General features: G+C 63.2%; 12 protein-coding genes and 2 pseudogenes. 5 read left to right on the top strand and 9 right to left on the bottom strand.

Annotated elements, in window-relative coordinates; translation table 11 throughout:
- Nucleotides 1-396: 396 nt before the first annotated feature.
- The 3 genes and pseudogenes from ASD00_RS41955 to ASD00_RS41945 form a co-directional block, all read left to right on the top strand.
- Nucleotides 397-1,070, top strand: a pseudogene (locus tag ASD00_RS41955) (Gfo/Idh/MocA family oxidoreductase); the annotation flags it as partial.
- 1 nt (nucleotide 1,071) lies between these two features.
- Nucleotides 1,072-1,433, top strand: a pseudogene (locus ASD00_RS41950) (Gfo/Idh/MocA family oxidoreductase); the annotation flags it as partial.
- 1 nt (nucleotide 1,434) lies between these two features.
- Nucleotides 1,435-1,778: Gfo/Idh/MocA family oxidoreductase (locus tag ASD00_RS41945; RefSeq protein WP_348272075.1), on the top strand; the 344-nt coding region annotated here is incomplete at its 5' end.
- A gap of 248 nt (nucleotides 1,779-2,026) precedes the next feature.
- Here ASD00_RS41945 and ASD00_RS26145 read toward each other — a convergent pair.
- On the bottom strand, nucleotides 2,027-3,274 hold the full coding sequence (locus tag ASD00_RS26145; RefSeq protein ID WP_162249754.1) for an alpha/beta hydrolase: 1,248 nt from the start codon (nucleotides 3,272-3,274) through the stop codon (nucleotides 2,027-2,029).
- Between ASD00_RS26145 and ASD00_RS41940 the strand changes: the two genes are divergently transcribed.
- Both ASD00_RS41940 and ASD00_RS42365 read left to right on the top strand, forming a co-directional pair.
- Nucleotides 3,264-3,986, top strand: coding sequence for a hypothetical protein (locus ASD00_RS41940; RefSeq protein ID WP_244496130.1), 723 nt, complete (start codon nucleotides 3,264-3,266; stop codon nucleotides 3,984-3,986). The genes ASD00_RS26145 and ASD00_RS41940 overlap by 11 nt on opposite strands.
- Nucleotides 3,987-4,073: 87 nt before the next feature.
- Nucleotides 4,074-4,196 (top strand): hypothetical protein, encoded by a 123-nt coding sequence (locus tag ASD00_RS42365; protein ID WP_025429467.1) that lies wholly within the window; start codon nucleotides 4,074-4,076, stop codon nucleotides 4,194-4,196.
- 22 nt (nucleotides 4,197-4,218) lie between these two features.
- Here the strand turns inward: ASD00_RS42365 and ASD00_RS26135 are convergent, their stop codons facing one another.
- From ASD00_RS26135 to ASD00_RS26100, 8 genes are all read right to left on the bottom strand, one after another.
- Complete coding sequence (locus ASD00_RS26135; RefSeq protein WP_057210071.1) at nucleotides 4,219-4,944, bottom strand: LrgB family protein; 726 nt, start codon at nucleotides 4,942-4,944, stop codon at nucleotides 4,219-4,221.
- The gene (locus ASD00_RS26130; RefSeq protein ID WP_057210070.1) at nucleotides 4,934-5,320 is read right to left on the bottom strand and encodes a CidA/LrgA family protein; all 387 of its coding nucleotides are present in this window, start codon (nucleotides 5,318-5,320) and stop codon (nucleotides 4,934-4,936) included. The genes ASD00_RS26135 and ASD00_RS26130 overlap by 11 nt, the downstream gene beginning before the upstream one ends.
- A 204-nt stretch (nucleotides 5,321-5,524) precedes the next feature.
- A complete protein-coding gene (locus tag ASD00_RS26125) occupies nucleotides 5,525-7,000 on the bottom strand; it encodes a nucleobase:cation symporter-2 family protein (RefSeq protein ID WP_057210068.1) in 1,476 nt (491 codons plus the stop codon).
- Nucleotides 7,001-7,177: 177 nt separating this feature from the next.
- Nucleotides 7,178-8,176, bottom strand: coding sequence for a phosphate acetyltransferase (gene pta / locus ASD00_RS26120; protein WP_057210066.1), 999 nt, complete (start codon nucleotides 8,174-8,176; stop codon nucleotides 7,178-7,180).
- Nucleotides 8,176-9,213, bottom strand: a complete 1,038-nt coding sequence (locus ASD00_RS26115; RefSeq protein ID WP_025429463.1) for a YeiH family protein — start codon at nucleotides 9,211-9,213, stop codon at nucleotides 8,176-8,178. Before ASD00_RS26115 ends, pta begins: the two co-directional genes overlap by 1 nt.
- A 73-nt stretch (nucleotides 9,214-9,286) precedes the next feature.
- Nucleotides 9,287-11,062 (bottom strand): sulfoacetaldehyde acetyltransferase, encoded by a 1,776-nt coding sequence (gene xsc, locus ASD00_RS26110; protein WP_057210065.1) that lies wholly within the window; start codon nucleotides 11,060-11,062, stop codon nucleotides 9,287-9,289.
- Nucleotides 11,063-11,104: 42 nt separating this feature from the next.
- Entirely contained in the window at nucleotides 11,105-12,502 is a 1,398-nt protein-coding gene (locus ASD00_RS26105) for an FAD-binding oxidoreductase (protein WP_057210064.1), read from the bottom strand.
- Between the two features lie 25 nt (nucleotides 12,503-12,527).
- Entirely contained in the window at nucleotides 12,528-12,914 is a 387-nt protein-coding gene (locus tag ASD00_RS26100) for a nuclear transport factor 2 family protein (RefSeq protein ID WP_057210062.1), read from the bottom strand.
- Between the last annotated feature and the right edge of the window lie 134 nt (nucleotides 12,915-13,048).

The following is a 13,048-nucleotide window of genomic DNA, read 5'->3' as shown; positions in this document are numbered from 1 at the left end:
CTTTGCCGACGGCGGTACCGACGAGGCCGCCAACCGGCGCCTGCTGGGGATTTGAGGCACGGTATAGAGCCAACGGTGGCGCCTGCCCGGCGATGGCCGCAGTGCGCSCCCGGCCGTAGCCCCTCACCCTAACCCTCTCCCGCAAGCGGGGAGAGGGGACGTGCCACACGGTGCTGCCGAGCGAGAGGAAACGCCGTCGCGATCGCCCTTCTGCCAGCTGCTGGAGGAGGGGATGTGAGCTGACGCTGGCGCTGCTGCCTTGGCTGGCGGTGCGAGGGTGCCGCATATTCCTTCTCCCCGCCCGGCGGGGAGAAGGTGCCGGCAGGCGGATGAGGGGCAGCCGCACGACGATGACAACGAGACGATAGAGCAGGTTCAGAACAGGGAGACAAAACGATGGCAATCGAGGGAACGAGCGAGAAGCGCGAGCGGCGGATCCGGCTCGGCATGGTCGGCGGCGGCTCGGGCGCCTTCATCGGCGCGGTGCACCGCATCGCCGCCCGGCTCGACGATCACTACGAGCTGGTGGCCGGCGCGCTGTCGTCGACGCCGGACAAGGCCGAAAGCTCCGGCCGCGAGCTCGGGCTTGATCCGTTAAGGGTCTATTCCGACTTCAAGCAAATGGCGATCCGCGAGGCCAAGCTGAAGGACGGCATCGAGGCGGTGGCGATCGTCACCCCCAACCATGTGCACTATGCCGCCGCCAAGGAATTCCTGAAGCGCGGCATCCATTTGATCTGCGACAAGCCGCTGACCTCGACGCTTTCGGATGCGAAGAAGCTGAAGAAGGCGGCCGACGACAGCGATGCGCTGTTCGTGCTCACCCACAACTACACCGGCTATCCGATGGTGCGCCAGGCGCGCGCGATGGTCGAAAATGGCGACATCGGCGCTATCCGGCTGGTGCAGATGGAATAYCCGCAGGACTGGCTGACGGAGAATATCGAGCAGTCGGGCCAGAAACAGGCGGCCTGGCGCACCGATCCGGCCCGCTCCGGCGCCGGCGGCTCGACCGGCGACATCGGCACCCATGCCTATAATCTCGGCGCCTTCGTCTCCGGGCTGGAACTNCTGGCGCACCGATCCGGCCCGCTCCGGCGCCGGCGGCTCGACCGGCGACATCGGCACCCATGCCTATAATCTCGGCGCCTTCGTCTCCGGGCTGGAACTGGAAGAACTTGCCGCCGATCTCGACAGCTTCGTCGAAGGTCGTCAGCTCGACGACAATGCCCATGTGATGATGCGCTTCAAGGCCAAGGACGGTGAGCGCGCCAAGGGGCTGCTCTGGTGCAGCCAGGTGGCGCCCGGCCACGAGAACGGCCTGATGGTGCGCCTCTACGGCACCAAGGGTGGGCTCGAATGGACGCAGAAGGACCCGAACTATCTCTGGTACACGCCGTTCGGCGAGCCGAAGCGGCTGCTCACCCGGGCTGNTCTACGGCACCAAGGGTGGGCTCGAATGGACGCAGAAGGACCCGAACTATCTCTGGTACACGCCGTTCGGCGAGCCGAAGCGGCTGCTCACCCGGGCTGGTGCCGGCTCCGGCCCGGCCGCCGCTCGCGTCAGCCGCATTCCTTCTGGCCACCCCGAAGGTTATCTCGAAGGGTTTGCCAATATCTACACCGAAGCGGCCCGGGCGATCTTCGCCAAACGCAAGGGTGAGACCATCGATGCCGCCGTCACCTATCCGACAATCGACGACGGTATGAAGGGCATGGCCTTCGTCGATGCCTGCGTCCAGTCGTCAAAACGAAATGGCGCCTGGGTAAAGGTGTAGCCGGAAAGCATGCCGGGGGGCTAGAGCGTTTCCGGTTTGGGCGGCGTCACAGAAACGCTCTATCTCCTTGTTTTTACGCATTTCCTGACGGAAAACTGCTTCGTTTCCTGGAAATGCTCTAAGTACTTCCGGATGGCGGAAGGCAATCGGCCGCGCTCGACGTTTGCGCGCATACCCTTTCCGGGTTGATGCCGAAGCACCCCGCAGCAGGTTTGCCTCAAGCTGCGGGGCCGGTTCCAAGCCTACTTTTATCTGTTGCATCCCGGCGTGGTCGGTCGCGTCGGGTCGCATCCGCTCGCCGTCGCAGCACGGTTGGTTCTCGCAGCCGAACTGCCGAGGTGCTCGGCGTAATTGTCGCGGGTGTTCTGATCGACGACGGCGACTGGTGCGGCCAGAACCAGACCGGCCGCGTTGCCGACGGCCGCGGCCGTTCCGGTCGTTGCCACCAGGATCTGGTCGCCGAGACCGACCCGGCTGTCTGTCAGCGTCTGGCCGTCGGAGATGCGCGAACCGATGAGGCGAACGATTTCGGGCGATTCCGCGAACTTGCCGTGATTGAGGCTGTCGCCGGCCTTGATCTTCGTCAGGTCGATCACCGTGATCTTGTTGTCCTCGAGTTCCTTCTTGTACGGCGCCTGCTCCGGATCAATCGCTCCAAGCCGGGAAACGTCGCCCCAGACCCGGCGCGAGACTGCCAGAGCTCGATCGTCGCGGGATACGAACAGCGTGAAGTTCGGGTGCTTCTCGCCCATGTCGGCGATCTGCTGGCGGAAGACATCGACGTCGACATCGGGTGCCGCCAGCATGACGTTCTTGAACTTTGCGGGCAGTTCGCCATTGCGGATTGCCATCTGGCGCAACGCCTCAAGCGCCAGCCAGTTGCCCATCGAGTGCGCGAGGATCGAGACCTCCTTCACTTCCGGGTCGCGGTAGAGGTACTGGAACAGGTTTTCGAGCGCATTGCGCGTGTAGTTGGTGCTTTCGCGATCGTAGCCGTAGGCAAGCAGGCTGCCGCGAGACGGCCACGTGATCAGAATGGGGGCGCTGTGGACGCCGGAATCATGGACGATCTGGGCAAAACGATAGACAGAGTCTTCGAAGCGGTTGTTGAAGCCGTGAACGAAGACGAAAACGCTCTTGTCAGGACTTTTGCGCACACTCGCGCTCAGCCATGATTTGGCGCCGGCCATGTCCAGATCGTCCGCCTTCAGCGTCGCAAAATCCGTTGCCGGATTGGGCGGCAGCTTTTTCGGCCAGGCGACCTCGCCAGCCTTGCGCACGGTGTCTGACGGAATGGAAACGGTCATGTCGACGAAGGTGGGCGCCAGGGCGCGCTCGCCGCTATACATTTCTCCGGGATTTTCCGACCGGCTGCGCGTCGTCGTGATCAGCATGTTGACCCGGCTTGAATCCGGGGCTGTATCTGCGACCGGCGTCAGCACGCCCTTCGGATGCCCGCCGCATGCGGCCAGCACAAACACAAGCATGGCAACCATTGCGCCGCTGCGAATTCGCTCGAGAGGCGCATTGAATCTCACGCCGCCAGTATTCCTGCTCATTCATCCCCCTGTCAAAGCGCAGTGCAAGCAGTCCCCGGCCGGCTTCCTGTCTTATGCCGCGGATGCTAATGCACGGAGCAGTTACAAAGCAATAGCGCGCGCTGACTTTCGGGCGAGCCTAGTCCGGTATCGACGAAGGGCTTGCGAGCGTTTGGCAGGGCCTGACCAGGGCGTCGGGACCGTTCGTCGCACCGGTCAGGTGGATCTATGGTCGTATTCCGGCGATCCTGCTGATCACCTCAGTAAAGCCCCAATCACCGGCTACCCATCGATCGTCATTCTCAGGCTCATCTGGCTTCTCACTGCGGCGGTGACCGCAGGTCCGCCGACGCGCCCGTTTATCGATCCCTCAATAGCAATTCGGTCCCTGCTCGCGGGCAGGACGGCGCGAATACGGAGCGAGGTTCTTATGCGCGGAATTCCCGACGAGATGCTTGCCGCCTTGAGCAAGGAGGAAATCGGCATGCTTTGGCGTGTTTTTGAGACTGTCTGTATCGAGTACGACATTCCGAGAGATGGCGAGCAGATCCAGCATCTCGCCCGATTTCTCATGCGCGAGTTTCGCCGTCCGCTGGACGAAGAAGCGCTGCTTGTCGCAGCAAAGACTTTCTACCGTCACCACGACGGTGGATTCGCAAAGTCGGCCTGAGGCCGCAAGCCTATAGGCGTCGTCTCGACGTTCCATCACCGGGTACCCGGGACGCAGTCGCTCAGAAGACAACCACGGGAGAAAACCATGAAGCCATCTGTTGGAAGCTTTGGATATCAGTTCAGGCTGCTCGATTTCACGATCCGATCATCCCTGGCGATCGTGCTCGGTGTCGTCGGCTGTGTCACCTTCTACGGTGCCTTCTGGTAACGGGCTGTCCCGAGGGCCGCGCTCAGAGCAGCACCCCGAGGACAACAGCGGCGATGGCTGAGGTCAATATGCCGTTGAGCGCCATGGCAAGGCCCGAGAACGTCCCGGCAATTTCGTTGACCTGGAAAGCCCGTGCCGTGCCGATGCCGTGCGACGTCAGGCCGGCCGCAAACCCGCGCGCGGCATAATTCCGGATCCGCAGAAGGTTCATCAGCGGCGTGACGATAATTGCCCCGAACACGCCGGTGAAGATGACGAGAAGCGCTGTCAGGGCCGGGTCGCCGCCGAGTTGCTGCGAGATGCCGACGGCGATGCCGGCCGTTGCCGACTTCGGCGCCAGAGATATCGCCACACTGTCAGGTGCGCCGAGCAGGATGGCGACACCCGTGGCGCAAACGATCGCCGTCAGGCTGCCCGCGACAAGCGCGACGACGACGGGCACGAGGTTCTGCCGGATCAGTGTCCGGTTCCGGTAAAGGGGAACAGCAAGCGCCACCGTCGCAGGTCCCAGTGCAAAATGCACGAACTGCGCCCCGTCGAAATAGGTTGAATAGGATGTCCCGGTGGCAGTCAGTATCGAGATCACCAGGACGACGGCGATCAGCACAGGATTGACGATAGGGTTGAAACCGCTGAGCGCCGCAAGCCGCTGAGCGGCGATATAGGCGCCGATCGTCACGGTCAGCCACGTGAGCGGGCTGGTCGAGAGATAGACCCAAAGCTCGAACACGCGACCGCTAGTGTCCATCGCCAGCCCCTCCTGCGCCCGACATCCTGCTCGCGAACAGGAAAGCTCCCACCGTCACCATCAAAGTCATAAGGGTCGACACCACGACGGCGATGACGATCGTGCCGGCATATTCGTAGATCAGCCGGTAGTTCTGCATCACCCCAACGCCAAGGGGCACGAACAGCACGCCGAGGTTCTTGAGCAGAGCGTCGGCCACGCCGCTGACCCGGGTGTGGGCGGTGCCATCTTCCGACCCGGCTCTCCTGTCGGCAAACCAGAGATAGGCAAGCAGGAGCACGATACCGAGTGCGGGAGCCGGCATGCTCAGGTCGAGGGTCCTGACAACGATCTCGCCGATCAGTTGACAGAGCAGTATGACAAACAGTCCTTCCATCGCCATCTCCCGCATGATCAGTGGTGATCTCCCCACGGCGTATTCCGCAACACAGCCGCATCCATGGATGCTTCGTAGCCGAAATCCTTCGGCCACGCCTACAGCATATTTTGCGCGATGGCCCAAAGCGCGTTGCTGCTCTAAGCTCTTGTTCTTTCGCATGTCGGGGTCGCAAAACCGCGGCACACTTTTGCGCGACATGCGTTAGTGGTGCGGAACCTCGTTGCCATCGCGGTCATAGAGCTTCCCGTCGCGATAGTGGTCACCGTCACGCAGAGCGGAAATATCCTGATACCGGATGATGCGTTCCGTGCCGGCCACGAATACGGACTGCTGATCGGAATTGCCGGCCTTGAAATGATTGAACAGCAGGTTCAGCGAGATCGCCATGATCGCGGAAGAACTGATGCCCGAGTGGAAGATGGTTTCGAACCAGGCCGGAAAGTGATCGTAGAAATGTGGTGCCGCGATCGGGATCATGCCGAAGCCGATCGAGGTGGCGACGATGACCAGGTTCATGTTGTTGTGATAATCGACCTTGGAGAGCGAGCGGATGCCGCTCGCCGCCACCGTGCCGAACAGCACGATACCGGCGCCACCGAGCACGGCCGGCGGAACAGCTGCGATCACCCGCCCCATGACAGGAAGAATGCCGAGCGTCACCAGAATGAGGCCGCCGGTTGCAACGGCATAGCGGCTCTTGATGCCGGTCACGGCCACAAGACCGACGTTCTGGGCAAAGGCGCTCTGCGTGAACGAGCCAAGGATCGGGGCGAACAGGCTCGAGATCATGTCGGCGCGCAGGCCATCGCCCAGTCGCTTGGAATCGACCTTGGTGCCGATGATTTCGCCGACGGCCAGGATGTCTGCCGACGTCTCGACCAGGATGACCAGGAGAACGATGAACATCGAGACGATCGCCGCGGCCGTGAAGACCGGCGCCCCGAAATGGAAGGGCGAGGGGAAGGCTAGGATCGGACCTTCGGCGACCTTGGAAAAATCGGTCATCCCGAAAGCAAGCGCGATCAGCGTGCCGATGACCATCGCAAGCAGGATCGACAGGCGCGATATACTGGAGCTGCCGACCTTGCTGAGCAGCAGGACGGTGAGCAAAGTGACCGCCGCCAGGCCGATGTTGCTGACGCTGCCGAAGTCGGGCGCGTTGGGATTGCCACCCATGGCCCAGCGGGCCGCGACCGGCATCAGGGTCAAGCCGATTGTGGTAATAACGATGCCGGTGACCAGCGGCGGGAAGAACCGCGTGATGCGCGAGAAGATCGGTGTGATCGCCAGGCCGACGAGTGACGCCACCATCACGGCGCCCATCACCGCCGGCAATCCGCCACCTTCGCGGCTGGTGACGATCGCCACCATGGTAGCGACGCCGGCGAACGAAACGCCTTGAACCAGCGGGAGCTGACAGCCGAAGAACGGAATGCCGATCGTCTGCAGGATAGTCGCCAGGCCGCCGGCAAACAGCGACGCGGTGATCAGCAGGCCAATGTCGGCTGGCGACAAGCCGGCCGCCTGGCCGATGATCAGTGGGACGGCGACGATGCCGCCATACATGGTGAGCACGTGCTGGAGACCATAGACGAGGTTTGCGCCTGCGCCCAGGCGCTTGTCTTCCGGCCGCTCAATCGTTTGTTCGATGTGATCGTTTCGATGCGAAACATCCATGCGTCTCCTCCCAGATGCGTGTGCTGTATAATCTTCGCGTCTCCTCAAACGCGCAGCCCGAATTATAGGCCGAGATCTTGGGCACCATTGCATGCGGGTGATTTGAAGTTGTTTTCGGTTTGGCAGCGGTAATCCGTGCGTCCGGAAACGGACATCGCGATAGGTCAAGCGCCGCCGCTATCGCGACGCTGCCTGGACCACCGTGACGGCGATCATGTGGAAGACGTCATCGGCCGTGCAGCCACGCGAAAGGTCGTTGGCGGGCTTGGCCAGCCCCTGAAGCACCGGGCCGATGGCGGTCGCGCCGCCGATGCGCTGGGCGATCTTGTAGCCGATATTGGCGGCATCGAGATTGGGGAAGACGAAGACATTTGCCTGACCGTGCAGCGCCGAATTGGGTGCCTTGGACGACGATACGGCCTCGACGAAGGCGCTGTCGAACTGCAGTTCGCCGTCGATCAGCAGGTCGGGATTGGCGGCGCGGGCAATGTGCGTCGCCTCGACCACCTTGGAGACGCGGTCGTGCGCGGCGCTGCCATTGGTGGAGAAGGAGAGCATCGCGACCTTGGGACGTTCGCCAAGCAGCGCCTGATAGGACCGAGCCGACATGCGGGCGATATCGGCGAGACCGGCAGCATCCGGGTCGACCACGAGGCCGCAGTCGGAAAAGAGGAAGGCGCCCTTCTTGGCGTGGTGCGGCTGGCACAACATCATCAGGAAGAAACTGGAGACGAGGCCGGCGTCAGGCGCACGGCCGATGATTTGCAGAGAGGTGCGCACCGTATCGGCCGTTGTTGCCACCGCTCCTCCGATGGTGCCGTCCGCCTCGTCTTCGCGAACCATCATGGCTGCGAAGACCAGCTCCTCTCGCACTGCCTTCTCGGCCATCTCTCGGTCGACGCCCTTGCTCCGGCGCAGGTCGTGATATCGCAACGCGAACTGCTGTGTCAGTGGCGACGTCGCCGGGTCTTCGATCCGGAAGGCAGGCGCATCGCCGCCGTGATCGCGCAGGCGCTCGGCGATGATCTCGTGCCGACCAATGAGCGTGATTTCGGCGAGACCTTCTGCGCGGGCGCGCATGGCCGCAGCGACCACCCGCGTGTCTTCGCCCTCGGCAAGCACGATGTGGCGCGGTGCCTGCTTGGCGGTTTCGATGATGCGGTCGAGTGGTTTCATTAGAGATGCCCCAGATAATGCATGCCGCCGAGAATGAAGAGGCCGAGGAAGATTGTTTCTGCGACGATGAGCGCGACTGCGTCGCCGCCGACATCGAGCACGCGCCGGAGCGACGTCTTCATGCCGACGGCGACGATGCCCGCCAAAAGCGCCCAGCGCGATGCCTCCATGCCGAGTTCGGCGACGGCGGCCGGCACCATCCCGCCGGAGTTCATGGCGGCAAGGATCAGGAAGGCGACCACAAAGCCGGGCAGCAAGGGCGGGCGCTTGCCGGCCTCCACGCCTTCCTGGGGGACGTTTCGAAGGGCGATGGAGAAGATGAGGACAACGGGTGCCAGCATCGTCACGCGGATAAGCTTGACGAGTGTTGCGGTCTCGCCGGCCTCCGGCGAGACCGAGAAGCCGGCGCCGACCACCTGGGCGACATCATGGATCGTGCCGCCGAAGAAGATGCCGGTGCCGCGCGCATCGAGCCCCAGCGACTGGGCGAGGATGGGATAGCCGATCATCGCCAGGGTGCTGAGGACGGTCACCGACAGCACGGTGAAGATCAGATTGCGCTCGGAAAACTCGTTCTTCGGCAGAACGGCTGCAATCGCCATCGCGGCGGAAGCACCGCAGATCGCGACCGCACCGCTGGTGAGAAGGGCGAGCCTCCAGCCTCTTCCAAGGATCTTGGCGGCCGCCAGCCCGAAGAGGATCGTTGCTGCAATCGCTGCCACCAGCAGGAGAATGGTGCCGCTCCCGAGCCCGATCAGAAGGTCGACGCTGATGCGCATGCCGAGCAGCGCAACGCCGATCCTGAGGATCTTTTTTGCTGAAAGCTCGATGCCGGCGACGCATCTGCCTTCCTCGGAGAGGAAGTGGAACGCGATGCCGAGCAGAAGCGCCATCAGCATGGCGGGCGCGCCATAATGATCCGACAGGAACTGCGCGGCCATGGCGACGGCGGCCGTCACCAGCAGACCAGGACCATAGGTCGACAGCGCCGAGGGCAGCCATTGGAACCGCCGCGTCGTTTCGGATACCGCATTCATGTTAAATTTCCCGTCTGAAAGCGCCAAATCTAAGGCCCATGCCCGGCGACATCAGCCGGGCATGGGTTGGATGTCAGATGTGCTGCTGCGGCCGCATGTCCGATCGCTGGATGCCCGCCACCTGCACCGGCTTCTTCATCGCGTCGCGGCGGAAGGGCTCGCCAAGTTCCTGGTTGAGGATGACCTCGACAAAGGTGGTCACGCCCTGTGACTGGTCGTCGAGCGCCTGCTGCAGGGCGGCCGTCAGGCCCGCCTGCGTATCGACCGTCACACCCTTGAGACCGCAGCCGTCGGCCACTTTCGCGTAGCTGAGGTTGGGATTGAGTTCGGTTCCGACAAAGTTGTTGTCGTACCAGAGCGTCGTGTTGCGCTTCTCGGCTCCCCACTGGAAGTTACGGAAGATCACCATGGTGATCGGCGGCCAGCCGGCGCGACCGATGGAGGTCATCTCGTTCATCGAGATGCCGAATGCGCCATCGCCGGCAAAGCCGATCACCGGCACATCAGGGCAACCGATCTTGGCGCCGACGATCGACGGGAAGCCGTAGCCACAGGGTCCGAACATGCCGGGCGCCAGGTATTTCCGGCCTTGTTCGAAGCTCGGATAGGCGTTGCCGATGGCGCAGTTGTTGCCGATGTCAGTGGAGATGATGGCGTCCTTGGGCAAGGCCGCCTGGATCGCACGCCATGCCTGGCGTGGCGACATGCGGTCGGATTCCCGCCGACGGGCCGAGGCATTCCATTCGGTGCCCGGATCGTCATCCTCGTGGTCCATCGACGACAGCTGCTGCAGCCAGGCCGAGCGGGTGGTGTGGATCAGTGCCTTGCGTTCCTCGCGGCCGATATCGCCGGCCGACGGCGACAGTTGATCGAGGATTTGGCTTGCCACCTGCTTGGCATCGCCGCAGATGCCGACCGTCACCTTCTTCGTCAGGCCGATGCGATCGGAGTTGATGTCGACCTGGATGATCGCGGCATTCTTCGGCCAATACTCGATGCCGTAGCCCGGAAGCGTCGAGAACGGATTGAGGCGGGTGCCGAGCGCCAGTACGACGTCGGCCTTGGCGATCAGTTCCATGGCAGCCTTGGAGCCGTTGTAGCCGAGCGGGCCTGCCGCGAGGCGATGGCCGCCGGGAAAGGCGTCGTTATGCTGGTATCCGCAGCAGACCGGGGCGTCGAGACGCTCAGCCAGCGCGATGGATTCGCCGATCGCGCCGCCAATGACCACGCCGGCGCCGTTGAGGATCACCGGGAATTTCGCTTCGGACAGCAATCTTGCTGCCTCTGAAATTGCCTGCTTGCCGCCGGAGGGGCGCTCCAGCCGAACGATGCTCGGCAGCTCGACGTCGATCACCTGTGTCCAGTAATCGCGCGGGATGTTGATCTGCGCCGGGGCGCAGCCGCGCCAGGCTTTCTCGATTACCCGGTTGAGGACTTCGGGAACGCGGCTCGCGTCGCGCACCTCTTCCTGGTAGCAGACCATTTCCTCAAACAGCGCCATCTGGTCGACTTCCTGGAAGCCGCCCTGGCCGATCGTCTTGTTTGCCGCCTGCGGCGTGACGAGAAGCATCGGCGTATGGTTCCAGTAGGCCGTCTTGACTGCTGTCACGAAGCCGGTGACGCCCGGTCCGTTCTGGGCGATTGCCATCGACATGTTGCCGGTGACCCGGGTGTATCCGTCGGCGATCAATGCCGCGTTGGTTTCATGGGCGCAGTCCCAGAAGGTGATGCCAGCTTTCGGGAAGAGGTCGGACACCGGCATCATCGCCGAGCCGATGATCCCGAAGGCGTGTTCGATGCCGTGCATCTGGAGGACTTTTACGAAAGCCTCTTCGGTCGTCATTTTCATTGTCTGTTTCCTTTCATGTTGGGTTGGGGGCCGACCGAGCGGCTAGAGGATTTCGTCCTTGAGGTAGTACCAGCGGTACATCCCCCACTGGCCGATGCGCCGGAACGGCGTCAGCAGCCCATGGCTGGGGAGAGGGGAGGTGAAGATCGGCAGGTCGAGGGCACCGCCCTTGCCGGCGACCATCTGCGCCATGCGCCGTCCGGCCTGGGCCGAGTACATGACGCCGTTGCCGCCATAGCCCATGGCGTAGAACAGCGCCTGTTGCGGATCCGGGCGGAAGATGCGCGGCATCATGTCGTGACTGACATCGACCCAGCCCCACCAGGAGTAGTCGACCTTGATGCCTGTCAGCACCGGGAACTTGCGGTAGAGGCCCGAGAGCAGACGGTCGAGATGTTTTGGGTTGACCGCGTCTTTGCCGGTGATCGCGCTGCGGCTGCCGATCTGCACGCGCCCGTCGGGCAACAGCCGGTAGTAGTGGCGAAGCGTGCGCGTGTCGGTAAGCGGAATATGCGTCTGGAAATTCAACGCCGACCGCTCTTCGTCGGTGAGTACGCGCGTGACGATCGAGTTGGAGAGGATCGGCATCAGCCGGTGCTTCGTCAGCGAATGCAGGCCGGGCGAGGTATAGCCGGCCGTCGCGAAACACACCGCCCTCGCCCGCACGATCCCGCCGGGGGTGCGAAGGTGGAAGACTCCGCCTTTCCGGTCGCAGCTGAGAACCGGGCTCGAGGTATGAACGCGGGCACCGAGCTTGCGCGCCAGGGTGAGATAGCCGAAGGCGAGCTTGGCCGCATGGATGCCCATGCCGTCGGGCTCGTAAAGCGCGCCCACCGCCTCGTTGTCGCGGACGAAGTCGCGATGGATTTCGTCGCGGCCGAGGATGCGGGTGCGGTAGCCGAAGACGTCGTTGAGGACGCGGGATTCGGCTTCCAGCGACGGCATCACCTTGTTGCGGTGGGCGATATAGAGATGCCCGCCATCCTGCGGGTCGCAGGCGATTTCCGGCGAGCGGATGAGGTCGCGGAAAAGATCGAAGGCTTCGCTGATCTCGACGTGAAGCTTCCTGGCGACATCCACGCCCCAGCGCTCGATCCATTGCGAGCGCTTGAGCCGGCCCGCCGAAATCTGCGCCTGACCGCCGTTGCGGGTGCTGCAGCCCCAGGCGACGCCGTTTGCCTCGAGCACCGTCGCCTTGATGCCATGCTCCTTGGCAAGATGGATGGCGCAGGAGAGGCCGGTGTATCCCGAGCCGACGATTGCGACGTCGACGTCGATATCCCCAAGCACGGGACCATCATCGGCGGGCGGCGGTCCGGCGGTTGCGATCCAGTAGGTCGGCGCATAATCCTTGCCGTCGCCGGGATTGGCGGCGCGATTGGGATCGTATGCCGGATCGAAGGGCTTGCTCGGCCGCAATGTTTTGACAAGCTGTTCCATGTCGGTTTCCTGGCCTGGCTGGAGCTCAGTAGCGGAAGGGGGCCGCAATCAGCGGCCGGTTCTTGCGAAAGGCCTGCTTGCGGACGATCTTGCCGTCACGGAGCGTGAAGAGGTCGCAGCCTTCGGCCTCGATGCGGCTGCCGTCGGCGTTCGTGCCGGAGAACGTCCATTCCGATACGGCCCGGTCTCCATGGGCGAAATGGCTGTGGTGGGCCCAGTGGGCGTCCGGCATCGTCTGCCACACGCTGCTGAATGCGGTCGCGATCTGCTCAGTGCCCTCGACCCGGGTGCCGTGCGCTTCGCTGCCGGCCACAGTGTTGAAGACGCAGTCTTCGGCGAAGAAGGACATGACTCCGTCGATGTCGTGCCGGTTGAAGGCGTCGAAGAGGTCGGATAGGTCGGTCGCGGTCATGGCTTGTGTTTCCTAAGCGTTTCAGGCGATGTTTTCGGGCATGGCTTCGCCGCGGCCGGGTGAACCGGCCGGATCGGCTTTGTTTGTGCGGTATGGGGTCCTGTTAGGACGGGGCGGCCATTAGCTCGGTGGCC

Source organism: Ensifer sp. Root31, assembly GCF_001424825.1.
Lineage (GTDB): Bacteria > Pseudomonadota > Alphaproteobacteria > Rhizobiales > Rhizobiaceae > Ensifer > Ensifer canadensis.
Note: the sequence above shows the minus strand (reverse complement) of the source record. Positions and strands in the feature narration are given on the sequence as shown.

Coding starts and splice junctions, on each gene's coding strand:
- ASD00_RS41940 (WP_244496130.1), top strand. CDS start 3,264: ATGGCAACCATTGCGCCGCTGCGAATTCGCTCGAGAGGCGCATTGAAT.
- ASD00_RS26145 (WP_162249754.1), bottom strand. CDS start 3,274: ATGGTTGCCATGCTTGTGTTTGTGCTGGCCGCATGCGGCGGGCATCCG.
- ASD00_RS42365 (WP_025429467.1), top strand. CDS start 4,074: ATGAAGCCATCTGTTGGAAGCTTTGGATATCAGTTCAGGCTGCTCGAT.
- ASD00_RS26135 (WP_057210071.1), bottom strand. CDS start 4,944: ATGGACACTAGCGGTCGCGTGTTCGAGCTTTGGGTCTATCTCTCGACC.
- ASD00_RS26130 (WP_057210070.1), bottom strand. CDS start 5,320: ATGGAAGGACTGTTTGTCATACTGCTCTGTCAACTGATCGGCGAGATC.
- ASD00_RS26125 (WP_057210068.1), bottom strand. CDS start 7,000: ATGGATGTTTCGCATCGAAACGATCACATCGAACAAACGATTGAGCGG.
- pta (WP_057210066.1), bottom strand. CDS start 8,176: ATGAAACCACTCGACCGCATCATCGAAACCGCCAAGCAGGCACCGCGC.
- ASD00_RS26115 (WP_025429463.1), bottom strand. CDS start 9,213: ATGAATGCGGTATCCGAAACGACGCGGCGGTTCCAATGGCTGCCCTCG.
- xsc (WP_057210065.1), bottom strand. CDS start 11,062: ATGAAAATGACGACCGAAGAGGCTTTCGTAAAAGTCCTCCAGATGCAC.
- ASD00_RS26105 (WP_057210064.1), bottom strand. CDS start 12,502: ATGGAACAGCTTGTCAAAACATTGCGGCCGAGCAAGCCCTTCGATCCG.
- ASD00_RS26100 (WP_057210062.1), bottom strand. CDS start 12,914: ATGACCGCGACCGACCTATCCGACCTCTTCGACGCCTTCAACCGGCAC.